The sequence below is a fragment of the Herbaspirillum sp. SJZ106 genome, from assembly GCF_006715495.1.
GTDB lineage: Bacteria > Pseudomonadota > Gammaproteobacteria > Burkholderiales > Burkholderiaceae_D > Herbaspirillum.
Genome location: NZ_VFNI01000002.1, coordinates 761,509 through 786,338, shown reverse-complemented (window position 1 = coordinate 786,338; position 24,830 = coordinate 761,509). Strand labels below are relative to the sequence as shown.

At 58.9% G+C, this 24,830-nt stretch carries 21 protein-coding genes; 2 read left to right on the top strand and 19 right to left on the bottom strand.

The features are described from left to right. Nucleotides 1-3: 3 nt before the first annotated feature. From FB598_RS08755 to FB598_RS08705, 11 genes are all read right to left on the bottom strand, one after another. Nucleotides 4-708: an EscR/YscR/HrcR family type III secretion system export apparatus protein gene (locus FB598_RS08755; RefSeq protein WP_221292235.1), complete on the bottom strand. Its 705-nt coding sequence runs from the start codon at nucleotides 706-708 to the stop codon at nucleotides 4-6. Then, a complete protein-coding gene (locus FB598_RS08750; RefSeq protein WP_141913541.1) occupies nucleotides 662-1,663 on the bottom strand; it encodes a FliM/FliN family flagellar motor switch protein in 1,002 nt (333 codons plus the stop codon). The genes FB598_RS08755 and FB598_RS08750 overlap by 47 nt, the downstream gene beginning before the upstream one ends. Further along, entirely contained in the window at nucleotides 1,660-2,922 is a 1,263-nt protein-coding gene (locus FB598_RS08745; protein ID WP_141913542.1) for a hypothetical protein, read from the bottom strand. The genes FB598_RS08750 and FB598_RS08745 overlap by 4 nt, the downstream gene beginning before the upstream one ends. Then, nucleotides 2,904-3,353, bottom strand: a complete 450-nt coding sequence (locus tag FB598_RS08740) for a hypothetical protein (RefSeq protein ID WP_141913543.1) — start codon at nucleotides 3,351-3,353, stop codon at nucleotides 2,904-2,906. The genes FB598_RS08745 and FB598_RS08740 overlap by 19 nt, the downstream gene beginning before the upstream one ends. Then, nucleotides 3,343-4,644, bottom strand: a complete 1,302-nt coding sequence (gene sctN, locus FB598_RS08735; RefSeq protein ID WP_141913544.1) for a type III secretion system ATPase SctN — start codon at nucleotides 4,642-4,644, stop codon at nucleotides 3,343-3,345. The genes FB598_RS08740 and sctN overlap by 11 nt, the downstream gene beginning before the upstream one ends. Beyond that, a complete protein-coding gene (locus tag FB598_RS08730) occupies nucleotides 4,641-5,051 on the bottom strand; it encodes a hypothetical protein (RefSeq protein WP_141913545.1) in 411 nt (136 codons plus the stop codon). The genes sctN and FB598_RS08730 overlap by 4 nt, the downstream gene beginning before the upstream one ends. A gap of 25 nt (nucleotides 5,052-5,076) precedes the next feature. Then, nucleotides 5,077-7,149: an EscV/YscV/HrcV family type III secretion system export apparatus protein gene (locus tag FB598_RS08725; RefSeq protein ID WP_141913546.1), complete on the bottom strand. Its 2,073-nt coding sequence runs from the start codon at nucleotides 7,147-7,149 to the stop codon at nucleotides 5,077-5,079. 7 nt (nucleotides 7,150-7,156) lie between these two features. Then, on the bottom strand, nucleotides 7,157-8,296 hold the full coding sequence (gene sctW, locus FB598_RS08720; RefSeq protein ID WP_183405719.1) for a type III secretion system gatekeeper subunit SctW: 1,140 nt from the start codon (nucleotides 8,294-8,296) through the stop codon (nucleotides 7,157-7,159). Further along, nucleotides 8,286-9,995 carry a type III secretion system outer membrane ring subunit SctC gene (sctC, locus tag FB598_RS08715; RefSeq protein WP_183405718.1) on the bottom strand — a complete coding sequence of 570 codons (1,710 nt, stop codon included), beginning with the start codon at nucleotides 9,993-9,995 and terminating at the stop codon, nucleotides 8,286-8,288. Before sctC ends, sctW begins: the two co-directional genes overlap by 11 nt. 11 nt (nucleotides 9,996-10,006) lie before the next feature. Beyond that, nucleotides 10,007-10,537, bottom strand: a complete 531-nt coding sequence (locus FB598_RS08710) for a helix-turn-helix domain-containing protein (RefSeq protein ID WP_183405717.1) — start codon at nucleotides 10,535-10,537, stop codon at nucleotides 10,007-10,009. Between the two features lie 108 nt (nucleotides 10,538-10,645). Beyond that, nucleotides 10,646-11,200: a lytic transglycosylase domain-containing protein gene (locus FB598_RS08705; protein WP_141913550.1), complete on the bottom strand. Its 555-nt coding sequence runs from the start codon at nucleotides 11,198-11,200 to the stop codon at nucleotides 10,646-10,648. A gap of 223 nt (nucleotides 11,201-11,423) precedes the next feature. Here FB598_RS08705 and FB598_RS08700 point away from each other — a divergent pair, with 223 nt between their 5' ends. Beyond that, a complete protein-coding gene (locus FB598_RS08700) occupies nucleotides 11,424-11,729 on the top strand; it encodes a hypothetical protein (protein WP_141913551.1) in 306 nt (101 codons plus the stop codon). A gap of 176 nt (nucleotides 11,730-11,905) precedes the next feature. On the opposite strand, the gene FB598_RS08695 is transcribed toward FB598_RS08700, so the two are convergent. After that, nucleotides 11,906-12,211, bottom strand: a complete 306-nt coding sequence (locus tag FB598_RS08695; protein ID WP_255515755.1) for a multidrug efflux SMR transporter — start codon at nucleotides 12,209-12,211, stop codon at nucleotides 11,906-11,908. A 795-nt stretch (nucleotides 12,212-13,006) separates the two neighbouring features. On the opposite strand from FB598_RS08695, the gene FB598_RS08690 reads away from it, so the two are divergent. Beyond that, entirely contained in the window at nucleotides 13,007-14,593 is a 1,587-nt protein-coding gene (locus tag FB598_RS08690) for an EAL domain-containing protein (RefSeq protein WP_183405716.1), read from the top strand. Here the strand turns inward: FB598_RS08690 and FB598_RS08685 are convergent. The 7 genes from FB598_RS08685 to FB598_RS08655 all read right to left on the bottom strand — a co-directional run bounded on the left by FB598_RS08685 (nucleotide 14,529) and on the right by FB598_RS08655 (nucleotide 24,810). Further along, on the bottom strand, nucleotides 14,529-16,802 hold the full coding sequence (locus FB598_RS08685) for a CHASE2 and HATPase_c domain-containing protein (protein ID WP_255515747.1): 2,274 nt from the start codon (nucleotides 16,800-16,802) through the stop codon (nucleotides 14,529-14,531). The two genes, FB598_RS08690 and FB598_RS08685, sit on opposite strands and share 65 nt — an antisense overlap. 193 nt (nucleotides 16,803-16,995) lie before the next feature. Continuing rightward, nucleotides 16,996-17,679 carry a response regulator transcription factor gene (locus tag FB598_RS08680; protein ID WP_141913555.1) on the bottom strand — a complete coding sequence of 228 codons (684 nt, stop codon included), beginning with the start codon at nucleotides 17,677-17,679 and terminating at the stop codon, nucleotides 16,996-16,998. A 74-nt stretch (nucleotides 17,680-17,753) separates the two neighbouring features. Further along, nucleotides 17,754-18,482 (bottom strand): phosphatase PAP2 family protein, encoded by a 729-nt coding sequence (locus tag FB598_RS08675; RefSeq protein WP_221292234.1) that lies wholly within the window; start codon nucleotides 18,480-18,482, stop codon nucleotides 17,754-17,756. A gap of 222 nt (nucleotides 18,483-18,704) precedes the next feature. Continuing rightward, nucleotides 18,705-22,034, bottom strand: a complete 3,330-nt coding sequence (locus tag FB598_RS08670; protein WP_141913556.1) for a hybrid sensor histidine kinase/response regulator — start codon at nucleotides 22,032-22,034, stop codon at nucleotides 18,705-18,707. Between the two features lie 11 nt (nucleotides 22,035-22,045). Further along, nucleotides 22,046-22,720, bottom strand: a complete 675-nt coding sequence (locus FB598_RS08665) for a response regulator transcription factor (protein ID WP_141913557.1) — start codon at nucleotides 22,718-22,720, stop codon at nucleotides 22,046-22,048. 643 nt (nucleotides 22,721-23,363) lie between these two features. Beyond that, a complete protein-coding gene (locus FB598_RS08660) occupies nucleotides 23,364-24,119 on the bottom strand; it encodes an MCP four helix bundle domain-containing protein (protein WP_141913558.1) in 756 nt (251 codons plus the stop codon). Nucleotides 24,120-24,222: 103 nt separating this feature from the next. Next, a complete protein-coding gene (locus FB598_RS08655) occupies nucleotides 24,223-24,810 on the bottom strand; it encodes a thioredoxin fold domain-containing protein (protein ID WP_183405715.1) in 588 nt (195 codons plus the stop codon). Nucleotides 24,811-24,830 lie beyond the last annotated feature (20 nt).

Here is a 24,830-nt window from a genome sequence, read left to right as displayed (position 1 = left end):
CAGTCAGCCTCCCGCCGCCGGCTTGATGTATTGCAGCAGCAATCCCTGGCTCAGGATGGACCAGCCGTCCAGCGCCACGAACAGGATCAGCTTGATCGGCACCGAGATCACCACCGGACTCATCATCATCATGCCCAGCGACAACAGGATGCTGGAAATCACCAGATCGATCACAACGAAGGGCAGGTACAGGTAGAAGGCGATCTTGAAGGCGCTCTTGATCTCGCTGAGCGCATAAGCCGGCAGCAGCGCGAACACCGAGACGCGCTCCGTTTGCATGCGCGGGTCTCCCTGCTCCAGCTGACGGTCCGACTGGATGCGATCGAAGAACTCGGTCAGCTGGGGGTCGCTGTACTTCTTCAGATAGTCGCGATAAGCATCCAGACCGTTGTCGACGAAGGAACCAACCGATGCCAGACTGGAATAATCAACCGGATTCTCACGCTGGTAGTCATAGACTTTCTGCGCCACCGGCAGCATCACGAAGGCCGACATCATCAGCGCCACCGCATTGAGCACCAGGTTGGAAGGAACCTGTTGCAAGCCCATCGCATTGCGCACCATCACGAAGACGATGGAGAATTTCAGGTAGCAGGTGCCGGCCGCCATCAGGAAAGGCAGCAGTGTGGCAAATGCCAGCAACCCAATGAGCGAAATGTCATTAGACACGAGGCGCCCCGGACAATGCCTGCTTACCCCCAAGCTCATGCAACTCCACCCCCAGGCGGCCATTGATCTCGACCAGTTCCCCCATGGCCAGGCGCATGCCATTGGCCACGATCTCCACCTGTTTTTCCGCTTGCGGATCGAGCTGCAGCACTTGGCCACGATAGAAGGCGTCCAGCTGCGCAACGGTGTATACGCGGCGTTGCAGGATGAAGTCCAGCCGTAGCGGAATCTCGCTCAGGCTGGTAGTGCTGGCCTCGGCGTGCGGTGCGGGATCGTGCCCGATGGCGAACGCACTGCCCGCGTCCTGGCTCGCGGCAGCCGGATTGTCGATAGGGTTGTCTGAATTCACGAATATTTCTCCATTTTCATTGATGCCGTAGCGCGCAATCGCCTTGTCGGCGCTACTCAGTTCAAACGTTTCGGTGGCGATCAGCAAGACATCGCCGCGCTCCAGGCGCGCCAGCAGGGCGACGCTGACCCGGCTATATCCCAGGCGCCAGGCCAGCGCCACGGGCAGCTGACCGGCAGCCGCCGACAATGGCGCAGCCGGAATGGCCGAGACTTCCGGGAAGCGGTCCAGCCACACGCGCCCTTGCGGGGTTTTGACGGACAACAGTCGAGAGGACGGCGCCGGTTCCGTACCTGAAAAGCACAAGGTGGCGTACCGCAGCTCGGGCAGGGGCAACTCCACAGGCTGCTCGGCAAGCTCGAACAGGCTGCGCGCATACTGCGTGGCATCGCCCTGGCGCACCGCCAGCGCGGCGACTTCGGGCGCCACGCTGGCCAGCCATTCGTCCAGGTCGAGAAAGCCCTCCCAGCACAGGCCATCCGCGAAGGCTTGAAGCGCTACCAAAGCCGGCGTCTTCGGAACGGGCCCATAGGCCAGTTTCCCGGCCAGCGCCGGATTGCGCCGGGGCCAATTCGCCAGCGCCGCGCGCGCCATCGCTTCGCGCATCGTCACGGCGCGCAGGTTTGGCAGACGAGGATGGCTCACTGAGCCTCCTCATCCTGGCTTGCGTGCCGGCCATGCCGTCGGTCATGCCCATGCTCGCCTTGCTCGCGCTCCTGCACGAGCCAGGGTCCCGGCGTGCCGGCGGTGTCGACATGCGCCCCCAGGCGTTGTTCGACCAAAGCGCTGCCGGGATGCAGCAACAACGGCGCGTTCGCCATCTGCACTGAGCCCGTCTGGCCGGTGCCGGCGGTCACGCTGACGGTATGCTGCTGCCCCCAGGAACGGAAGCTGTAGGTCCATTCCTGCCGGGCCGGCGCTGCCGGCTCCGCGACGTGGCGGGTGCCGGTGGCGAGCCCGGCGCGGGCTTGCTGCGCCGTGGCCGCCGGCGCGGCTGCGCCATGACTGGCGTCGCGCGCGGCTGCCGGCATTGCGTGCACTGCCGGCGCGGCTTCGCCAGCCACACCCATCGCGCGCTTGCGTGTTGCCACCATGTGTTGCGCCGCGTCTGGCCGATCGGCCCCGCCCTCGGCGCTCTTCTTGTCCGGCGCTACCTGAACCGGCACGGCGGCGAGCGCGCCGACACTGTCGTTCGCCTTCGCAAGCTGCGCTCCCGACGCCAACGACGGCGGATTTTCCGGCCCGGACAAGACACCATGCGCAACGAGACTCGCGCTCGTCGCACCGGCCCGTGCGGGCGCCGAGCCGCGCGTTCCCCGCGTACCTTCCTCGGGCAAGGCGACGAGCGCGCCGATGCCCCCGTCCGCCTTCGCGGAGCGCGCCAGCGGCGTCAATGGCGCCAACGGCCGTGGATTTTTCGAACCGGACAAGATCCTCGCCCCGCCATCCTGCACCGAGCCGCGCGTTCCCTGCCCCCCTTCTTCGGGCATGGCAACGAGCGCGCCGATGCCCTCGTCCGCCTTCGCGGAGCGCGCCAGCGGCGTCAATGGCGCCAACGGCCGTGGATTTTTCGAACCGGACAAGATCCTCGCCCCACCATCCTGCGCCGAGCCGTGCGTTCCCTGCCCTCCTTCTTCGGGCATGGCGGCTAGCGCATCGATGCTGCCGTTCTCCCTGGTGGGCTGCGCCAGCGGCGTCAATGGCGGCCGGTTCTCCGGCATGCCCCAGATCCACTGGCCATACTGGGCCAAGACTTCGCGCACCTCGTCGTGCTCGTGCATATGCTCATCGCGCCTATCGCGCTTGTCGGCCAGGCGACCGTGCAGGTCCCGCAGCCCCTCGTCGAGCCTGCCGGCGTCCTGCATTGGTTGGATATGGGCTATCCTTATCGGGGCCATGACCATCTTTCCTCCACTTCACATTCTTCGGTTTCCAACTGCCGCAAATGCTGCTTGCGGCTTCTTTCCTTCATGAACTCGCGGTAGCGCTCCAGCTGCTGTTCCTGCTTCCGGCACAGCACCTGTTGCGTGTCGACTTGCTGCTGGCATTGCTGCCTGGACTCCTGCTGTTGCCCCAATTCCAGGCGCAGGGCCTGGCTGCGGCGACGGTCGACGGCGCTGCTGCGCAGCCAGCCGAACAGTTTCTGGCGATCCAGGCTCATTCCCTCCAGCTCGCCGGCGCCAGCCAATTGCTCCTGGAGCTGCAACTGGCCCTGGAGCTGGAGGCAGTGATCTTCGATCGAGGCCAGCCGCTGGCGCTCGCCTGCCAGGTGTTGCAAGCTGGTCCGCAGGCGCTGCTGGCGGCGCCGCAACAGTGCGTGGTATTTATGCGGCAAGATTCATCATCTCCGTCAACATGGCCTCGTGCTGCACGACCTGCCCGCTGCCCTGTCGCAGCCAATCCTCCAGCGCGGGCCGCTGCTCCAGCAGGCGATCATTGCCTGCGTGCTCGCCGGGACGGTACTCCCCCAGATCTAGCATCATCTGCAACTCCTCCAGCCGGGCCAGCTTCTCGCGCAAGACGCCTGCGGCCCGCAACTGGCCTGGCGAACATATCTGACCAGCCACACGGCTCAGACTGCGCAGCACATCCACGGCCGGGTAATAGTTACGCGCCGCAAGCTTGCGGCTCAGGTAGACGTGGCCATCGAGGATGGAGCGGATTTCCTCGGCAATGGGATCGACTTCCTCATCGCTTTCCATCAGTACCGTGTAAAAGGCGGTGATGCTGCCTTCGGCTGTCACGCCCGGCCGCTCCAGCAGGCGGGGCAAGGCTTCAAATACCGATGCGGGGTAGCCGCGGCGCGCCGGCGGCTCGCCGGCGGCCAGCCCGACGTCCCGCAAGGCCCGCGCATAGCGGGTCAGCGAATCCTGGATCAGCACGACCTGGCAGCCTTGGTCGCGGTAATGCTCCGCCACCGTGGTAGCGAGCAAGGCTGCATTGCTGCGATCGATGGACGAGGCATCCGAGGTCGCATAGACCACCACGCTACGGGCGCAGTGGGCGGAGGACTTCATCTGCTCGACGAACTCGGTCACTTCGCGTCCCCGCTCGCCAATCAGGCCGACCACAAACACATCGGCGCGCGCCTGTCGCATGAGCATCGAGACCAGGCTGGTCTTGCCGGTGCCGGCCGGGGCGAAGATGCCCATGCGCTGGCCCACGCCGCAAGTAATCAGCCCGTCGAGCACGCGAATACCGCTGTGGAAGACCTCGCTGATGGGCCGGCGCTGCACCAGGGACGGCGGCGCCGCATCCAGCGCGCGCCAATGCGGCGCGAAACCGGACGCAACAACCGGCGCCATGCGGGCCACCTGCTGGCCGTTGGCATCGAGCACGGCGCCGAGCACGCTGTCGTCCAGCGGCACCGTGAGAGAGGCGCCGGTGGGCAGCAGCAGCGACTGGCGCGACAACCCGCGCGGATTGCCCAACAGGCTCAACACCGCCATATCGCCGCGAAAGCCGACGACCTGCGCGCGCGCGGCCGAGGCATCGTCTTGCCAGTGGCGCCGCACCTCGCAGACTTCGCCTACCGCGACGTCGCGTAACGGCGCTTCGATGATGGGGCCGGACAGGCAATGCGGATGCACGAAGCGGCGCAGCAATCGGAGTGGCTGCGAACTCATTGCCGTATGATGTCCAGCAGGCGCAACTGGCGGGTCAGGAAGGCTTCCAGCGCCTGGCCCAGATCCTTGGTATCGCTCAGGTCGATGTCGTCCAGGTCGGTGTAGAGCTGCAAATTTCCTTCACTTTCGCGCAATGCGAGCTGCTTGCTGGCACTGTAGGGAAACGGCGTCATCACTTCCTGCTGCAGCGCCTCCGAGCGCAATCTCACGAGACTGACATGGAATTCGCACAGGTCGCTCCAGAGCATGACCTGCTCCTCCAGGCAAGTGATGAACAAGGGGGGCCCATCCTTGAGTGTGATCTCCACGGTGGCGCCAGGGTCGAGCGGGCGAATCAATGCTGGATTGCAACCGCTTTCAACCAATGTTTTCCTGACCAGTTTCACCCAGGTTTCTTGCGGGATCATGGAATATTCCTTTCCTTAAAATAAGTCAGATGACCTTGAGGACATTGACCTCGACGTTGCTGGCGACCTCGCCGAACGAGATGACTTCCAGGTCGCGGAACCGCACCTCCAGGAGTTTCTTCACGAAGCGACGTACGTCCACGGCGGTCAGTACGATCAGGTCCTTCTGCGCGATCGGGAAGCTCTGGAACACCATCGCGAACTTGTCGATGATGTCATCGGATACGGCAGGTTCCACATTGAGGAAAGCGCCGCTGGAGTTCTGGCGAATGCCTTGGCGAACCTGTTCTTCCATCTCGGCCGAGAGCATCACCACGCGCAGTTTGTTGTCCACGGCAAACTTGTGCGAGATGTAACGGGCCATCGCGCCGCGCACGTGTTCCACCAGCGCGATGACATCCTTCTCGCGGCCGCCCCATTGCGCCAGCACTTCCAGGATCAGCTTGAAATTACGGATCGATATGCGCTCGGAGAGCAACCGCTGCAACACTTCTGCGATCTTCTGCACGCTGACGTTACGCAGCACTTCCTTGAGCAGGTCGGGCGCACGCGACTCCATCTGGTCCAACATCTTCTTGGTTTCCTGGATGCCGAAGAATTCCGGCACATGCTTGACCAGGATCGCTGCCAGGCACTGGTAAAGTTCGTCCTCGGCGCTACGCAACTGAAATCCCAGTTGCGTCAGCGCTTCGTGGTGCGCGACATCGACCCAGTGGGCCTCCTGTTGCGCGGAATCAGGCACGATCTCGGTAGCGATTCCCAGTTGCTCGATCTCCGAAGATATGTTGACCACGCGCAGCTTGCCCCAACGCAGTTGCAGCACCTCGGTGCGAATCTCATTGATCAGCAGGCTCACGCTGTCGTGCTGCTGGACGGCCGACTCCCGCACCATGAACTCCGGTAGCCGCACGCCATAGTCGATGAAGAACTGGCTGCGCAGGCGCTGCGCCAGTTGCTGGTCGGCGAAGATCGGCGACTTCCCCTTCGGCACCAGCAGGATGAACTCCACGGTCTCCTGGGCGACCTTGTCCAGATCGTTGATCAGGGATAACTGCCGGGACGCCGATTGCCCCTCTTCGCCGGCCGCGAGCGCCGACTCGGACGATTTCCCCGGTGTGGACGCCCCATCCATCCCTTTCCTGCGGCGGTTGCCAAAGTAGAGAAACACGCCCAATGCCAGCGCCAGGACCAGGAAAGCCGCGGTCGGGAACCCCGGCAGGAAGGCCACTATCACCGCCAGCACGGCAGCGATGGCCACGGCGAAGGGCATCCCCAGCAACTGGCCCATGATGTTGCGCCCCAGATTGGCGTCGTCGCCGCTGATGCGGGTGACGATGAAGCCCGCGCTGATCGAAATGAGCAAGGCCGGTATCTGCGCCACCAGCCCATCGCCGATGGTCAGCATGGTGTAGGTCTGCAGCGCCTCCGAGGCATCCATATGATGCTGCACCATCCCTACCGTAATGCCGCCCAGCAGGTTCACCAGGATGATGATGATCCCGGCGATGGCGTCGCCCTTGATGAATTTCATGGCGCCGTCGAAGGAACCGTACAGCTGGCTCTCGCGTTCCAGGATGCTGCGCCGTTCGCGCGCGCCCTCGGCATCGATGACGCCTGCCTTGAGGTCGCCGTCGATACTCATCTGCTTGCCGGGCATGCCATCCAGGGAAAAGCGCGCAGCCACTTCAGCCACTCGCTCCGAGCCCTTGGTGATGACGATGAACTGGACAATGGTGACGATGGCAAAGATCACGAAACCGACGATGAGCATATCGCCGATGATGTATTGGCCGAAGGTCGCGATGATCTGGCCGGCATCGGCCTGGGTCAGGATCAGGCGGCTGGTGCTGATCGAGAGCGCGAGCCGGAACAGCGTGGTGATCAGCAGGATGGTCGGGAATGTCGAGAAGTTAAGGATCTTGTCGACGTAGAACGCCCCCATGAAAAGCAGGATCGCGATAACGATGTTCAGAGCGATCAGGAAATCCACCAGCACCGTCGGCAACGGAACGATCAGCATGGCGATGATCATCACCATCAGCATGACGATGATCAATTCAGGCCGGGATCGCACCTGCTCGAAAAGTTGGGTAATCATGCAGCGCTCACTCTGCCTGGCGGCGTTGCTGCGCCAGTTCGGCCGCATAGCTGTGGTCGAGCAGGCGCGCGAAGGCATGCTGGATATCGTCACGGATGATCTCGGCCTGGTCAGGCGCCTCCCCGGGATGCAAGAAAATCTCGGTCGGCAGCCGTTTGCAGGCGCTGCGCACGCCATCAAGCCAGGTCGAACGCTGCGCATGCGTCAGCAACAGGCAGGCATCCAGCGCTTCGCGCACCACCTCTTCAGGCACGATGTCGCGCTCCACCAGCGCGCACAGCAGCAGTAACCAGTCAGCCTCCTCTTCCTCGCGCGGCGGAACCAGCCTGCGTTCCATGAGTCCGCCCACGAACTCCCGGTCGGCACTGCGCAGCAGGCGCAACTTGCGCACCTGCTCCAACAGGTAGCCGAATTCCACGTGGCTGCAACTGGGGTCCTCCGCACGGATGTCGCAGCCCAGGGATTCCTCGACGAATGCCAGTACCTGGTGGCGCACCCGATAACCGTAGCTGGAGATCCACTCCTGGTAATCGTCGATGGCGCGACCATCGCTGCAGAGGAAGCGGCGGTAAGTCTGGCGTAACAACTGTGCCTCGAAACCCAGCGCGGCGCCGAACAGGCGCGCCTTGATCGCACAGTTGACACCGGCCTTGAGCCGCTTGGGATCGGCCTGGTCCATCACCGTCTCCAGGAGCTTTTCGATTCGGCGGCGCTGGATCGCCTCGAGTTGCCTGCGCCTGAGCAGTTCGCGCAGCACCACGACCAGGTCGCTGTCGTCGGGGAACAGGCTGCGCGCCCGGACCAGCAAGGTATCGATGGCCAGGTCCTGCACCGCCGTCACCGCCACCAGTTTTTGCGCCTTGGGACCGGCCTCCTCGTCGAGTACGCGCTCCAGTCCTTCGGCCGAACCGGCTTCCTTCTTCTCCAACTCGCGCCGGTTGCGAAACTGGGTTGCCACGCTGGCCATGTCATCGGCCATGTCGGCCAGCTTCTGCTGCAAGGCAGCCGGCGTGTCGGTATCGGCAATCTCGCCGTCGTCCGGAGCCGCCTGCGTATCGCTGGCGGCCTTGACCTCTTCCTTGTGGCGCATTTCGTTCAGCAGGCGCGCAGCGACGATCACGCTGCCGCCATGTACATTAGCTACCATGGTACAAATCCTCCGAAGATTGGTTGACCGTTTGGCGCGTCTTGTCCTTGGCCCGGATGAGCTTTTCCATCTCCATCTCTTCTTGCAGGTTGTCGGCATTCATGTCGATGCCCTCGGTGATCTCGCGGGGACGGATCAGGAACACCCGCACGGTGTTCTTGCTGAGGGCCTGGTGGTAACGAAAGAGGCTGCCCACCAGGGGAAGATCGCCCAGTAGCGGAATCTTGCCGATATGCTCGCCGTTCTCGCCGCGCGTATATCCGCCTACCAGCAGGCTCTTGCCCTTTGGCACGCGGGCCACCGTGCTGATCTTGGTGCGGCCAATGGTCGGCAGCGCGTTTTTGGAGCTGCCCTCGTTACGTTGCACCTCGCTGCCATCCTCGATGTTCAGGGAAAGTTCAATCTCTCCCTTGCTGGTGAAACGCGGCAGCACGTTCACCAGCGTGCCGTAGGTAACCTTCTGCAGATCGACGGCGCGCTCGGCCACCAGGGGGGTGTAGAAGGTGCGACTGTTGTCGAACATGGCCGGCGTGTTTTCCTGGGTCAGCACGATCGGGCGAGAGACGATCTGGGCCTTGTTCTCCTGCGCGAGCGCGAGAACGGTAGCCATGAAGCTGTTGCCTTCCAACGTACTGAAGGCGCCCATGCCGCTACCCGCGTTGAGGCTGGCGGAGAAGCGGTTGCCGAGAGAAACCGACCCTTGCCAGTTTATGCCCAGCTGATCCAGGTCATCCTTTTCCAGGTCGATGATCCACAAGGCCAGCTCGACGTGACGCTTCTCCTCGTCCAGCGCCTCGACCAGGTTTCGCACCAACCGGATTTGCTCGGAACTGCCCTTGACCAGCAAGCTATTGGTTTCGGGATAGGCCAGGATGCGAACATTGCCCGTGCCCTGCGGTTGGGCCTGCAAAGATGCGGTAGCGTCGGCTGCCTTCTTGATTGCCGAACTTTCAGGCGAAGGAATGACGGTTCGGTCGATGCGGGTATCCAGCCAGGGCGATGCGGTGGTGGTCTTGTTCACAACCGGCGCGGGTGAAGCCTTCCGTGCTTCGCCGGCCAGCAGTTTCTCGATCACCGTGGCAATGCCGGGAATGACGATGGTATCGTCGCGCCGGGTATAGGAACGGTCGGTGACGAAGGTATTGTTCAACTTGATGACCTCGACGCTTTGGTCGTCCACGCCGCCTTCCTGCGCATCCAGGAACTGCGCGGCCTGCGTGACCAGGTCGACATAGATTGGCGGACCGGCGACATAGAAGGTACGGATGTCGTCCGAACGCAAGGAATAGCGCCCATCGGACAAGCCGGACTTCTTCAGGAAGTCGGCCAGGGTCCGGGTTGAAATATGGTGCAGCCGGATGATGCTGTTTCTGGTCTCGCTGGCGTCATAGACATAAATGGCATTGCCATCGTAATAGGTGATCAGCCCCAACTGCCGGCTGATCTTGCCGACAATGTCGCCGTCCTCGAAGTCGAACTCGCCCGACACCTGCATGCCCGCAGCGAGCTTGCTGACGATGATAGGTTTGCCAAGATAGGCGGAGACGCCGCCAAAGAAAGCGCGCAGGCCTTCTTGATGCGCTACATAGCCGGCCCCCTTGGTCTTGCCCAGGTCCTGCGCAAGCGAGACCTGGCAGATCGACAGAAAAAACACTACCCCGAGCCACCATACAGGGCTCAACCAACTCCATTTTTTCACACCAACTTCCTCTATTTTTTGATTTGCGCGTCGAACAGACGCGTTAGGCTCAGACCGGTCAATTTCTTGACCTCGCTGGAGAAATGCGAAGGGGATGCATAACCGTGGGCCATGGCCACATCAGTGACGGATTGGCGGCGCTCGATCACATCGAGCACCGCGCTGGCCAGGCGCCAGCCCGTGAGAGTCGCCTTCGGACTGTCGCCCAGGCTGGCGCGAAAGATCCTGCGAAAATGCCCTGCGGAGATACCATATCGCTCGCTCAAGGCCGCCAGCTTTTCATCTTTTCCCTGCTGCAACAAGAACGACACCATGGAATAAACCTCTGTGCGACGCAGACCGGCGGCGATGCACCGATACTCAGGCGTATCCTCGATGGCCATGCGCAGGAAACCTGCGGTAAGCCGCTTCGGATTGCCATCCAGCAGCCCGTCGGCAAAGCCGCCGTCCTCCTCCCCTTCACCCGAGTTGGACGGGATGCCAAAAGCATGATCGATAAACACTTGTAACTTGGCCAGAGCCCTGATTTCCGGGCCATTCATGGGACAACCTCCGTAATAAGTGGCGCGGTTCATTACATGCCCCGAAATGAAAAAATGTATTCGGCCCCGACCTATCCAAGATAAAACCCGAACCAAAGCAAACGTCAATCAATCGGGATGGGGGCAAAGGCTCGCGTGGGAAACTCCTCGCTTCGGCCGACCTCGCCCTTCCATGCGCACGGCGGCTGCATGCAGCACCAGGGACCGATAACGGCGTACCACGCGCGCGGCATAGCGTTCTCGCAATCCCTCGCGCGCCTGGCCGCCGCCGGCGTTATATGCCCCAACGGCGCGCCAGGTATAGCCGAACCGCGCGATGAAACCGGCCAGTATCTCCGCTCCCACCATGACAGACAGGCAGGCGTCTTTCTTCAAGCGCGCCCGCGTGATGCCTCGTTGCGCCAGATATGGAAAATGCATGCTGTTTATCTGCATCAGTCCCACATCCTCGCTGCCATTGCCATTGTGATGAAGCGCCCGCGAATTCATTGAAGACTCCACCGCAGCGATGGCTCTGAGCATGAGCGGGTCGATGGCATATTTCTTCCCCGCCGCTTCAAAGCAATCGGCATGAGCCAACAAAGGAGAAAATGCCAGCGCCAAACCGCAGGCAAGAAGCCATCGCGCCCTCCCAAGGCGGCAGATCAAATGCGTCAGATCCATCACGCGCCACCTCAACCCGGACAGACAGCACCTCATGCCGCAAGAGACCATCAGGCAACACGGCCCGAACGAATATCCAATCAACACAATAAGATCAATACAAGTAACATCTGCGCGGCCCACGCGGCGCTCATCCGGGGCCAATCCGACAGGAAGGAAAAGCATGCCCATTCTTTGAGACGAACGCCCATTATTGAGCGCGCATTCAACGTCGCAGGGCCCGATGCCGGAGGCATCTTTTCAAAATGCCATCGCTGCCGCAGCCAAACCCGGCGATTTGCAGCGCATCATTACTTCGAAGAAGAACTTGCTCTACGGACGACCGGATTTCCCGAGGCGCTTGGAGAGCCGCCCAATCAAGCTTGCTTCGTTGAACGGCAACCGCCAGAAGCGCGACCGAATCTGCCCGGCAATTTCATCGCGTCTTTCGCAATGCCCGCCCTTAAAGAAGGAGAAAAAATGGAGAAATGCTGGAAGCCGCAGCGACATCACCAAGAGAATCTCGCGCAAACAAGTTAGAAATCCTTGAAACTTGGCACCAGTCTAGCGATTACCCGAAAACCGGGAAATAGGCCACCCTCCCAAAATGAACGGGCTATTTTCCTAATTTTTTTGAATGGCTTATGCGAAGGATTAAAACGCAGACGACTCCCCGGCCAGCGGAACCAGGTCCGGACACGCCATCGCTCCCCTTATGCGCACCAATTAGCGGGAAATACCTTTAGAGAAAATATTGATGATCAATACATCGATCACATTCAAGGCAATTCCCGACATGACATACGCATCAAGCTTCTGCTTGTGCGAAAACCGGGCGGCAAGGGTAATGAGACCCCCCCCGGCCCAGATCGCGTAAGCGGCGCCGATTGGCTTCAAGGCATGGGACAGGCAATAGAAGGAATGGCATATCCCCCAGCAACGAAAGCCGCTGAAAGCGCGGCTGAAGTCGTTTAACGATTTCAGCACGGTCGTCGCAATGACCTTCACGATGATAGCGATGGACAACGTGATGCAAGCAGCCCCCCCCTGTGCATTATTGCCATTCACTCGACTGCGAATGCATGACGGCTCCTCGCCCACCCGGCCGACCGGATTATTGCAGCTTGCCATGCCAGAGACGCAGGAAGCTCGTTAAGAAATAATTAAGAAATATTGGCCCTGGAAAGAAGATTCGAGACAATCAAACTCGATAAAAATTGACTCCATGATTTAGCCGCCACTCCAAGAATGGCGCCCCCAACTTCTATCGAAAAAGGTGAAAACGGAATACGCCTCTCCGCCTGAGTCCCTCAAAAAAGCCGCTGCCACGAAAGGCTCGCGGCAGCGGCGAAACAACTTTACCCGTAGGGAGGGGTGGGGTAGTGGGCAAAGCTGTACTACACGATTTACCTGGAGCGCGTTACCAATATAACTAAGCCTGGAGTCAGTTTATCGATTCACGGAAAACCAGCGAATAGGCCAAACACCTAAAATTAGACAAGCGATATCACTAAATTTTTATTAATGGCTGCTGCCCGGGATTCATCTCAGGCACGGGACAGGGCGCCGTATTAGACTGATGCACGGCCAACTCCCTCCAGCCTGCGCACATGTACGACGGACATCGCATCTGCAAGAAAATGCGTATCCATGGACGAGATCAGCTCCACGAAGTTCAATTCTTCTTGGAGTTCTATTGGCGTGTCTTTGAAATTCTTCCGCCTTTCATATAACTGCAGAAACCCGAATTCGGTTAGGGTTCGTTTTTTTAGAAGTTATCTATTTTTATTTTCAATCTAAATTCACAGCATGCGATTGAGCCCAATCATGCCGACGGCAAATTCCAGGAACATTGCGCTCGGCATCCTCCTTGGCATTTTCGTCGGTGCCGTTTCAATGCTGACCATGACCTGGCTGTCATGGCACGTCAAGTCCCGGGATCTCGATACCCATCTCGATTCCTACACAAGCCAGGTGCTTATCCATACCCAGAGTGCAGTCGCCGAGATAACTCGCACATTGACGAAACTCTCGGCCGACTCCTTCAACGCATGTTCACCGCGACACATCATCGCCATGCGCAAGGCCATGTTCGACATTGATGCGGTCAGGGAGATCGGCTATTTTGACCGGGACGACGTCCTGCAATGCACGACGTGGGGCGCAGTCGACCAACATATTCGCGCCAGACGTTCCGAGTCGCCCATGCAGGATGGCGAACCGGCGGTGACGCCCCTGCGAACGCAATTGCTTGGGATCGACCAGGTGGTGGCTATAAGATATGGAAACTACAACGCACTGATCAATGCCCGGGAACTGCTGAATATCCCGGTGAAAGGCAACGTTCATCTGGCGCTGGCGCGCAAGGATGGATTGCTGATCGAGAATTCAGTTCTCAAGAGTTCCCAAGGAGCGCCGATAGCCCTCAACCCCACTCGCTTGGGCGACCTGCGGAAGGATTATTTGATCGTCACCAGGACACTCGGCGACTGGACCGCCATCGCCGCCTTCCCCAGGCACATAGTGAATGGGCAAGTCAGGGCCGAAGCCAAATGGATCCTGCCCATTGGCGCCTTGATCGCCTGTGCGCTCGCCATCCTGTTCGTCCGTTTCTCCAACAAGACCCCTTCCCCGAAGGAAGAACTGCGCGCCGCGATCAGGACGAAAAACGTGATGCTCCACTACCAACCCATCATCGATTTGCGCACCGGACGCTGCCTGGGTGCAGAAGCGTTGGTACGGTGGAAAAGATCGAATGGGGAGATGGTCCAGCCCGATATTTTCATTCCGATGGCGGAGGACAACGGAATGATTGAGGATCTTACGGAGCACGCCATCGAAAGCGCCGTTCGCGATCTTGAACCGCTGCTTTCAAGCGATCGCTCGTTTCACGTTTCGCTCAACATCAGCGCGGACGACCTGAAATCCGGAAGAATGCTGGCAACCCTGGCCCGTGCCTTGGAAAACACTGCAATCGAGGCGCGGCAGATCTGGCTGGAAGCCACCGAACGCGGCTTCATCAATATCGACGAGGCGCGAAGAACCCTCGCGGCGGCCAAGGAACAAGGCTACATCATCGCCATCGACGATTTCGGCACCGGCTATTCCAGCCTGCAGTATTTGCAGACCCTGCCGGTGGACATCCTGAAAATCGACAAGTCATTCGTCGGCATGATCGGCAAGAGCGATACGCCATTGATCGAACACATCATTGGCATGGCCAGGAGCCTGGAGCTGCACATCGTGGCCGAGGGCGTCGAAGAAGGCTGGCAGGAAAACTACCTGATCGAAAATGGCGTGGACCTGGTACAGGGCTGGCGTTACTCCAAGGCCCTTCCATTGAAAGACTTCATGTCATTTCATCATGATTTTCCCCGGCATCGGGCCAGGCGGGAACGATCACCGGAAAACTGATGGTAAAGCAACTTCCCGCATCCGGCGTCGATTCGACATCGACCTCGCCATCATGCTGCCTGACCACTTCCATGACGAAGGGCAGCCCCAACCCGACGCCACGGCTCGGATCGCCATGGCCGCCATCAACCTGGAAGAACGGCTCGAACAGCCGTGGGATGGCCGCTTCCGGTATGCCGATGCCTTGATCCCTGACAGATATCCTGACCTGCCCGGCCATCGTTGAAAGACCGATGGCAATCACGGTGCCGTTGCCGGAGTATTTGATCGCGTTATCGAGCAGGTTGGCCAGCGCGCGCAGCAGCATATGCCGGTTGCCGCATATGAATAGCTCGTCGGAGACGGCGGGGGCATCGATTTCTATTTTCTTCGCCAGCGCCTGATGCCATGCATGGTCGACGGCTTCGGACACCAAGTCGTTCACGGAAACCGGGACATACGTGCTACGGTCCAGGTGCCCCGCCTGGGAGAGCTGGGTAAAATTCTGGGCCACGCTCAGGCTGTAATCGACAAGCTTGTGAATGTTCTCAAAGAGGCTTGGATCGGCCGCCACGCCTGCCTTGAGGCGCTCTTCCAACAGAGACAACACGGTAGCAAGCGGGCTCCTCAAGTCATGCGCCATATGCCGCAAGGTCAGGCGATCGCTCTGCGCCGCGGAGTGAATATCATGGATATCCACCACGCTGATCATGCTGGCGTCGGAATCGTAGCGTTCTCCATTCATGAAAGGCGTCACAATCACCATGCGCATCCGCCCATTGAGCTCGCGCTCGAACGAGCGCACCGTGCCGCCGACCTTCGCCTCGACTATCTCCTGCAGGACATTGGCAAGGTCGGGGGGGTAGCGGATAGGCGCCGTAGCGTGAATCCCGAGCGACTCTAGCAGGATTCGTCCTTTTTCGTTACACAGGACAAGTTGCCCCCTCTCCTCGACGAACACGGCGTAGGGCAAGGTTTCGATCATCTCGATGTAGCCGGACTGCCACCCCCAGATCTGCTGCATCACCTGCGCAACCGCCTTCTGTTCATCGACGAAAGTCACTGCATCTTGCTGCGGCGCCGGCGCCATGGCGGCAAATCTGCCGGTGCCTATCTTTCCCTTCAATACCGCATATTCGTCGTTAAGGAAATTACGCCAGCCATGGGCGCGCTGCCAACCGCACAATCCGAAGATGCAGCAACAACCGGCGATCACCGCACCAGGCGAAAACCAATACCTCCAGTACAACAGGAACGCCAGCTCGCCGAACGTAAACAAGGCCAGCCAAATCACGGCCATGGCATACATCGGCCAGCCGGTCAGCAGGACGCAAATCAATAGCATCCCCACCAGCACCCCCGCATTAACCGCAAATTTCACCAAGAAAGAAGGATTGCGCAATACGTGCCCGTCCAACAGGGCCTCCGTAAGCATGGCGCTGGCTTCGGTGCCGCGCACACGGGTGCCGGGATCGAGGGAAAGGTTGAAGGTGCCGGCACTGTCGGAGACGCCGTCGCCGATATAGACGATGCGTCCCTTCCATGCGGTGTCGGGCACGCGCCCTTGCAGCACGTCGATATAGGAATACCGGTCAACGTCGATACGCGGCGGCATAAACACCGAAAGCACACCCTGCTTGACCTGCCCCAATCTGGAGACGCTATTCTGTATGTAGTCCCGCACGTCCCCGAACGGCAAGGCCATCCCCGCTTGCCGGATCGCCTGCAGCACAATATGCGGCAATTCAGCGCCCGTTCCCGGCAGTTTCACATAAGGCAAGATGCCTTGCACCAGGTGATCGCTGCCGATAACGATCGCCCGCTGCCCGACAGCTGCGGCGGCGGCCTGCAATTCCTGAGCCGGGAACTGCGCGATCTCCGGCTCCAGCGTATGAGGCAGGATGTGCACCGGCAATACCACTCGCCCTCGGCGCGCGATCGCATCGACCAGCACCTTCTCGCTTTCGCCGGCACAAGGAATGACCAGATCGAGCACGACACTTGCCGCGCCTTGCAATCGATCGAGTACCTGGGCATGCGAATAGTTGATGAAACATTTGCCGGCGCCCAGTGCATCGACCGTTTTCTTGTCGATAATAATCACCGCCGTCTGGCTGAGGCCGCTATGAATGGCGTTGGTGGCGACGGACTGGCGATAGAGTCGGTCCAGCGGCGCGAAAACCGCCTCGGTCATCGGCAGGACGGCGACGATGGACAGCAGCGCCGTCACCGAAATGAGCCTCCATCCGCCACGGGCGATTCTTTGCGAAAATTGCAACAAAAAATAAGGGGGAGTTGGCATTTTTTAGAATTAGAAAGGGATCTTCCCTGACGCCCTCGCTCTGCCATTTGCGGAGCTAATCCACAGAAAAATGTGGCGCCGCCGCCCCCGTCACAGACATCAACATCGACATGCTCCCCTTTCAGGCGAACTCAAGGCGGTAACCATAATTATAGATGGTAGATATCACCATCCCATTTTTGGCCCGCAATCCCAACTGGCTGCGCAGTTTGCTGACATAAGTGGCCAAGGTCGCGTCGTACTTCCGGTCGACCGATCCCCATATCTTTTTCATCAGGACATCCTTGGTCACGATACGGCCGGCGTTCGAAAACAGCATCGTGGCCAGGTCGAACTCACGCTGGGCCAACTCGACCGCCTCCCCTCCGACCGAAACGGTTCGGGCTCCGATGTCGATGGCGAACATGCCGACCCGGATCACTTGTGAGGCCTGCTCCTGCGGATAATATTTGCGCAATTGCGCCTGCACGCGGGCCATCAGCTCCCGCTCACGCAGCGGCTTGATCACATAGTCATCCGCGCCGGAGTTGAGGCCATGGACAATGTCAACCTCGCTGTCATGTTGCGTCACCATGATGACCGGCATCACGTCCGCAAACGAAGCGCGAACCCATTTCAGCACTTCGATCCCCGATTTACCTGGCACGTCCCAATCGAGCATGAGCAAGTCGATGCGCTGCCTGCGCACCAGGTCGATGAAGCTGTCCCCGTCATGGCACACCTCTGCATGATGGCCGGCCTTGGTGACCCACTGCGCAACCGCCGTCGCCTGCAACTCGATGTCTTCCAATATACCGATAATCATTTTTCCTCGCTTTGCGGCCGCACTAGCGATCCAGCAGGCCGAATCCCTCATCAACGTGCCATTATGACATTCCATTACCGCGCCCTGATCGCCGCGAACTCCTGCTTGGCCGCGGCCAACGCGGCCATGAACTCCTGGTTGCCATGCAAGGCTGCCACGATGGCGCTCCCCATCACACGGCCGGCCTCCACGTCGCTTTGCCAGTGCGCGCCGCATACCACACGGCTCTCGCCGTAGTCATATCCTCTCTTTAGCAATGCATCCTGCCGCGCCGGGTTGATTTCCGCCAATACCAGCGCTATCGCCCACCCGTATGTCGCGTGGCCTGACGGATAGGAACCGCCCCGGGCGAGCTTCGCGTCGCGCTGCGGCGTGCAGGAATGGGCATTATAGAAAACAAACGGCCTGATACGCCGGTAATGCTTCTTGGCGGAAGAAACCGCGGCGTCGTGGCTGTCGGCGAGCATTTTTTCCATCAGAGCGGAAAGCGCCGGCAGTGTATTCCGGTCGATAGTATGGCCGAACGCCTGGGAAAATATTGCGCCGATATGCAGATAGTCCGCGTCCTTGATCGCCATCGCCATTCGCGACCGGCCAGCACGCACGTTGTCACGTCTGTAATGCGCCTCATCGTTCAAAAATGCCGCCGAATCCGCCGCCGGAGGGGGCGGCAGGATAAACAGGCTGTCCGGCGCCTCCGATGGGGCAAGATACCCATGATGGACACCGGCATGGGCATGGGCATGGGCACCGGCGGCGGCCATGATGACGAAACAAGCGATGGATGTTCGAGTGCGCTTCATTTTTTCAGTTTCTTTAAACGAAAATCTCGCCCGCAGATGCCATGCCGCGCAACCCGCTGTCTTCGCCCACGCACAGGCAGCGGTGAAAGTCTCGTGGGCAACAGTCCATCGGGGGGCTCAACGGGTGAAAATCGGAAGGAAGATTTCCCTCCCCGCGAGTTGCGGGAGAGGATTCGGCTGTGTGCGCGCACCTGTCAATCGGCGCCAAGGGAAGGCCTGTCATCAACGTGCCGCCCCTGACTCCAGCCGTTCGACCAGTTCATTGATGCGCTTCAACCATTGAAGGCAACGCTTCTTCTCGGCAGAAAACGTGGATGCCAGGGAAACTCGGAAGGCATTCTGCAAGTCGAGGCTCTGGCGCGCCAGTTCCCTCTCGCCCAGGACCATCAATCCTCCCTGGATACGATGCAGCACTCGCCATGCATCGTCGGCCGAGGCGCTCTCCAACGCATTGGTCAATTGAGTCTCTTGCGCGGGCCACGTTTCCACAAATGCCGCGGCCAGCATCCTGGTCACTTTTTCCGGCACAACGGCGGCTTGCGGTTCCTGCGCCGGCATCATCACCTGCGCATGCCGCCGCTCCAGCGCCGCCTTTTCGATCACGCGTTGCAGATCCTTCAGCAGGACGGGTTTCTTCAATATGTCGAAAAAGAGATCCGATTCGGCAGGGGACAACGCGTGGGCGGCCGTGGCGGCCACTACGATGGCATCGGGCTGGAGCCGCATCACTTTCCTGGCCAGCTCGATACCGTCCAATCCCGGCATGCCCAAATCCGTGATGAGGATATTCGCAGGCTGCGCCATCCAGCGCGTCAACGCTTCCTGGCCATCCTTGGCCATGCGGACTGTAGTGCATCCCAGCGTCTCCAGTTGATGTTTGATCAGCAGGAAATTCACCAGGTCGTCCTCGGCGACCAGGATGTCCATCGAACGGGCGATTTCTCCGCTCAATACCGGTTTCTCTTTCACTTTCTTGCCGACCGCTTCGTCCCCGGCCAGCAGCGCATCGCGCCATGCATTGCGCGCGTACAGGCTGACATGGATCACCCCGTCCACTTCCTCCGTCTTGCCAACCGCTTGCGCCGATAAAATGACTGTCCTGACGCCGAGGCGCCCAAAGTCATTTACCCGCTCCTTGCGTCCGACGTCCGATAAGAGCAGGCACACGTCCGGCTGCGGTTCCACCTCGCCGTTCCACACTGTCGCGCCCCACATTTCGAAGAAATCTCGCAACATCCCTGCGTACTGCTGCAAGTCGCACCGGATATCGACGACGCGCCCGGCAAGGGGCCTGGCCTGCATTCCCTGGTCATTGCCGGCGATGATTTCCATTGGGATATCGAGACCGAAAGTGCTGCCCTGGCCGGGCATGCTGGAAAAATAAATCTTCCCGCCCATGAGCTGGGCAAGCTGGTGACACAGGAATAATCCCAAGCCGGTACCGCCGAACCGTCGGCTGATGGAGTCGTCAGCCTGCTCCAGCGGCTCGAAGAGACGCTGCTGCGCTTCGGGCGAAATGCCGATGCCGGTATCTTTCACCTCCAAACGCACCCATGCAACTCCGTGTTCCCGGCGCTGCAATTGCGCTGACAAGGTGACCATGCCGGTCTCCGTAAATTTGATGGCATTGCCAACCAGGTTCTGCAATATCTGCATCAGGCGATGTCCATCGCCGTTGAGGGGAATTTCCAGCGCCGGGGAAAACAGACAGTGGAATCCTAATTTCTTTCCGGCCGCCAGCGGAGCAAACAACTGCGCAACCGACTCCAGAAGATCGTTCACATAGAGCGAAGTCTTGGCAATGCGCAGTTCGTTGGATTCGATCTTGGTGACGTCGAGCACGTCATTGACCAGCTCCATCAATCTCGCGCAGGCGGTCTGAATCAAGTCGACACGCCGGCGCTGGGATACTTCCAGCGCTTCCTGGCTCAACAGCTCGAGATGCCCTATCGCGCCATGCAACGGCGTGCGAATCTCATGGCTCAGCTCGGCCAGGAACATGGACTTGGCCTGGTTGGCCCGGTCAGCCGCGCTCTTGGCTTCCAGCAGAAGCGCCTCATGCTCCTTCTGCACGTTCATATCGACCATTCCGAACAATAGTACGTCGCGGCCTGAAAATCGGGTCCGCGAGCAAACCAGGCCCAGGTAGGTTGCGCCACCTCCTGCCAGAACAATCTCGGCGACCATGACCGATTCCGTGTCCTGGCCCACGGCCTCTTGTTCGGCTGCGCTGGGGCATCCTGCGAAGTGGGCATGGAGATCGCTTGCCGACAAGTTTGAGGACGCCATCATTCTTGCCGCCATGGCATTTCTCAAGACATCATGGCCGGCGTGAGGATCGTAGACGACGATACCGACAGGGAGCGTCTCAATGATGCTTTGGCTGAATTGGCGCGATTCCGCCAGTTCCATGACGTTCTTGTGGCTTGGCTGGAATACGAACTTATCGAAATACCAGGTAGCTCCCCAGATAAAGATCAGCATGAAAAGGCAGCCAATAGCGCCGACGGCGACATCCGAGGAAATGTATTGAACGATTTCTTGCCACGAAAAAGCATAGACGATATTCCAGTCCGGCCCGTTGACATAGTCGATGAGAAAGAGCTTTCCCCCCTGGTAGAAATAATTCTTCCCGGGTTGCTCGTTGTATTGTTTGATGACCGCGCGAATCTCGCCGTCAAGACTGCCGTCGGCACGGTCGGCCGGCCTCATGAGAAAGGCGGGAAACGGCGCATTGTTGGTGACGAACAGCCGCCCTCCGTTTCCGTTCCGGAGAAAGAACTTCTGGAACTGCGCCTGGCGCACCCTGAAGACGATCGTGGCAAAGTAATCCGGCGCCAGATAGATCCGCACGGCAAACCTGGCAATCGCATCGCCGGGGCCTTCCTCATGTCCCGGCAACGAGAACCAGGCGAACCTGTTGCCGCGGCCGTCTGATCGGACAATGGCCATATCGTCCATGGCCTTGTCGGCGGTCTTGCTGCGGATATCGATATAGCGCCTGACGCCCATCGCGGCGACCAGATCTTCCTCCGCTTTATCCATTGAAGGATAGGTCACAAGGAATCTGTGGTCCGATGTATACAGGAATCCCTCAAGGATCAAGCCTTCCTTGTAGTGAAACATCGGCAATGCCGAGGCTTGTCCCAGCATCAGGAACAGCCTTTCCAGCGGCAGGCTGTTTTGGAGTACGCCGCCGTCGACCACGAACGAAAGCGGCATGGGGGACAGTTCCCCCGAATCGATGGATGTCACGACACCCGGTTTGATCCGCCCAAGGTCGATCGGAAAATGGAAAGTCCCATAGGCTTTCTGCAGGCGGGTGAACATCTCTGAGAACTGGGTCACCCTGGCGGAAAGGCGATCGACCTCCGTCTTGATATCCTCCTTTTGGCTGACGAAGTCGCTTATCTGGCGATCCCTGAACTCCAGAAACTCGCCATAGCCGAGCAAGATGAGGGCGATGACGATCATCACCGAAAGCAAAGACGATGCCCCATAAAGCATGCGCCGGTAAGACACCGATGGCATCATCACACTTGCTGCTGGCATCGCCCCTTCTTTCAGCGGTAAAGGCTGTGGTACGCCCGGCTGAGCTCGACGTCATTTTTCACGCCGAGCTTCTTCATCGCCGCAAGCTTCTGGTTACTGATCGTTTTACGGCTCCGGCATAGTTTTTCGGCGATTGCCCTGATAGGCATTCCTTCGCTGATCATGCGAACCACCACCAGTTCACGGGGGGACAATGAAGTAGCGCCGAAATCCGCGTCTTTCTTGTTGCCGCAAAGGTATGAAAAAAGAACCGTGGAAAGCGACGGCGCCACAAAAGTCTGCCCGGAATGCACCGTGGAAATCGCCTGGTGCAAGCAGGCGAAACTCGCCGCTTCCTTGCCGACGAAACCAGCTGCCCCGTATTCCAGGGATGAGAATATGCTATGCGGCTGGATGTACGAACTAAAGAAAATCACCCGCACTTCCGGCGCTTCCCGACGTATCTTCTTCAACAGATTCAATCCGTCGACATGCGGCGTATTCTCGAAAATGTAGTCGCACAGGAGCACGTCGACCTCGTCCTTCCCCAGTTTCGTGAACAATTGCTCAACGGTCTCCGCCGAGAAAACCAGATCAATGTCGTCGCATGTTTCCAGCATGGATTCCACCCCACGCAAGACCACCGGATAATCGTCCGCCACACCGACTCGAATGCATTTCTTCCTGAAAGAATCAACCGTTGCCATAATAGTTCTCACCTTTCTTCAAACGTCATGATGAATAGCCCGAAACTGACGACAGGATAGTGTGAGGAATGACAACACACGGAATACGAAACCTCGTTTTCTGCCCCGACAAGAGACGAAATAAAGTCTGAAAAAGCGCTGAAGGAATAGAAGAAACGGTCGGTTCCCCCAATAGAAATACCGCCCTAAACCACTATTATGACGACCGTCGATTACCCAAGAAATAGGCCAAGGCCCCAAAAATCAGATGGGGAAATCGGCAAACTCCCTTCTCAAACAAGCATTGATGCAATTTAAACAAGCGGCATGGGAAGTCACGATCATTCGCTGCAATTGATATCCAGCGCCATAGATATCCTGTCCATATTCATCATTTTGCGGGAAGCATTGTCCCCACACGAATTTTCTCAACGATCTTTAAATACGCAATTAAATGGCGGCCGAACGTGGCATGGGCATTACCCGGGCCCAGGAAGGGGGAGTGGAAACGGCGAGGCGAGGCGACGCCGTGGTCATGGGCGAACGCATGCGCTGCTGCGAGGAGAGGATGACCGGCAAGCCATAAGCGGGTCTGGCGGTGTGCCTCGGGACAGTTTTCCAAGACATATTGCGTCGGGAGATTCTCCCGCACGCCAGGTTGCCGTCATCTGATCTGGCGGGCCAGCATCAGCAGGCGGTCGACCTGAGCTATCTCGTCGCCCACTTGCTGATCCCCCAAGCGCTCTCTGGCGACGTCATTGGCAAGCTGGCGTATCTGGCGGAGGTACTTCCAGATGGTATGAAAGACCAGCATCGCGACAATCAGCGAGAAGCCGACGCCGACGATACAAAATCCGGAGAACACCGCAAGGGAGATATCGACGCTATGGCTGAGCCCCAGGGAACGCAAGGCACTTTGCCGTGAGTTTTCCACATAGAGCAACCTTGAATTCTGCTCGATAAGAGAGCGCTTGGACTGCACCTCTCCGGAAAAAACCGCTGTCGCCTCTGCAAAATTATTTGATTCCAGCAGCAGCATCAATCTATCCAATGAGTTCAAATATTCCGGCAATATCTTGTCTATCTTATTTGCGATAACAGTCTCGGCGGAACTGCTTACACCGGACGCATAGTACATGCGCCAGCTCCGCTCCATGTCGTGCCGAAGGCGCCTGAGAAGAGCCTTCGCCCGGAAATTCTGCTCGAGAAGAGTGACAAGGACATATTCATTGAAAACAGCGTCTTTATGCCGAAAGTCGGCTATCTGGATCACTGGATCAAAATTTGACGTCAAAATCTGTGTCACCGCCTCCTCATTCTCTTTTAACTTCATATATCCAAGGCCGCCGATTATCACGCTGACAACCAAATTGACGACAATGAGCGCCCATAATTGCAACTTGATATCCCGAATCAGCATTTCCCCCTCCCTCAGGATTTATGAAATCCAAGTAAGACCTAACCCCACCTTCCCGTTTTCACTCTAAGCCGCTGATGACAGCCATTGAGCATCAACCCCAATATCATCGGTCGAACATCTCCGCCAACTGTTCGATGCTCCTCCCGCCGGTGAACGTTTCATACCTGTCCGCGGCAGCATTCCTGTAGAGAATCAACGGCACGCCTTGCGCGTTCATTTGCTTGAAAATTCGGGTGTTTTCGCTCACCTGCGACTCCTCATCGGGATGCGCGCCCGCCTTTATCTCGATTCTTCCACGGCTCTGGGCAAGTTGCGCTTCATGTTCGTTCATGGCGACTACCGGATTCGCGGCGGCGAGGATCCCGGCGCCGATGTGCATTGATGCGCCAGCGAGAAGACCGGTTGGAACCCAGGTGACATGCGCCTTTCCGGAAAAGGATTTCATGTTATTCCAAAGCTCGGAGCAATGGACGCACAAGGGATCGAAAAAGACGTAGGCGCTATTGACCGAAACCAAAGAACCTACTGAAAAGCCATGCGCCTTCGCGGCTAATTGATATTGCTGCGCGGAAGTCATCGCAGCGGTCTCCGGCGGCAAGACCGTAGTTTGGGCATTATCCTGGGAACAGCCGATGATGCTCAACACTGCAAGCTTCGAGAGACCGAGCAGGCCAAATTGACGACGGTTCATCATATTTCCTTATCAAATCA

What these genes read in the sequence shown, in the direction of transcription:
- FB598_RS08655 (WP_183405715.1), bottom strand. Translation starts at nt 24,810, where the DNA reads ATGAACCGTCGTCAATTTGGCCTGCTCGGTCTCTCGAAGCTTGCAGTG.
- FB598_RS08680 (WP_141913555.1), bottom strand. Translation starts at nt 17,679, where the DNA reads ATGATTATCGGTATATTGGAAGACATCGAGTTGCAGGCGACGGCGGTT.
- FB598_RS08745 (WP_141913542.1), bottom strand. Translation starts at nt 2,922, where the DNA reads ATGGTCATGGCCCCGATAAGGATAGCCCATATCCAACCAATGCAGGAC.
- FB598_RS08690 (WP_183405716.1), top strand. Translation starts at nt 13,007, where the DNA reads ATGCCGACGGCAAATTCCAGGAACATTGCGCTCGGCATCCTCCTTGGC.
- FB598_RS08700 (WP_141913551.1), top strand. Translation starts at nt 11,424, where the DNA reads ATGCCGGAGGCATCTTTTCAAAATGCCATCGCTGCCGCAGCCAAACCC.
- FB598_RS08665 (WP_141913557.1), bottom strand. Translation starts at nt 22,720, where the DNA reads ATGGCAACGGTTGATTCTTTCAGGAAGAAATGCATTCGAGTCGGTGTG.
- sctW (WP_183405719.1), bottom strand. Translation starts at nt 8,296, where the DNA reads ATGGTAGCTAATGTACATGGCGGCAGCGTGATCGTCGCTGCGCGCCTG.
- FB598_RS08730 (WP_141913545.1), bottom strand. Translation starts at nt 5,051, where the DNA reads ATGATCCCGCAAGAAACCTGGGTGAAACTGGTCAGGAAAACATTGGTT.
- FB598_RS08710 (WP_183405717.1), bottom strand. Translation starts at nt 10,537, where the DNA reads ATGAATGGCCCGGAAATCAGGGCTCTGGCCAAGTTACAAGTGTTTATC.
- FB598_RS08705 (WP_141913550.1), bottom strand. Translation starts at nt 11,200, where the DNA reads ATGGATCTGACGCATTTGATCTGCCGCCTTGGGAGGGCGCGATGGCTT.
- FB598_RS08675 (WP_221292234.1), bottom strand. Translation starts at nt 18,482, where the DNA reads ATGAAGCGCACTCGAACATCCATCGCTTGTTTCGTCATCATGGCCGCC.
- FB598_RS08725 (WP_141913546.1), bottom strand. Translation starts at nt 7,149, where the DNA reads ATGATTACCCAACTTTTCGAGCAGGTGCGATCCCGGCCTGAATTGATC.
- sctN (WP_141913544.1), bottom strand. Translation starts at nt 4,644, where the DNA reads ATGAGTTCGCAGCCACTCCGATTGCTGCGCCGCTTCGTGCATCCGCAT.
- FB598_RS08660 (WP_141913558.1), bottom strand. Translation starts at nt 24,119, where the DNA reads ATGCTGATTCGGGATATCAAGTTGCAATTATGGGCGCTCATTGTCGTC.
- FB598_RS08755 (WP_221292235.1), bottom strand. Translation starts at nt 708, where the DNA reads ATGAGCTTGGGGGTAAGCAGGCATTGTCCGGGGCGCCTCGTGTCTAAT.
- FB598_RS08670 (WP_141913556.1), bottom strand. Translation starts at nt 22,034, where the DNA reads ATGCCAGCAGCAAGTGTGATGATGCCATCGGTGTCTTACCGGCGCATG.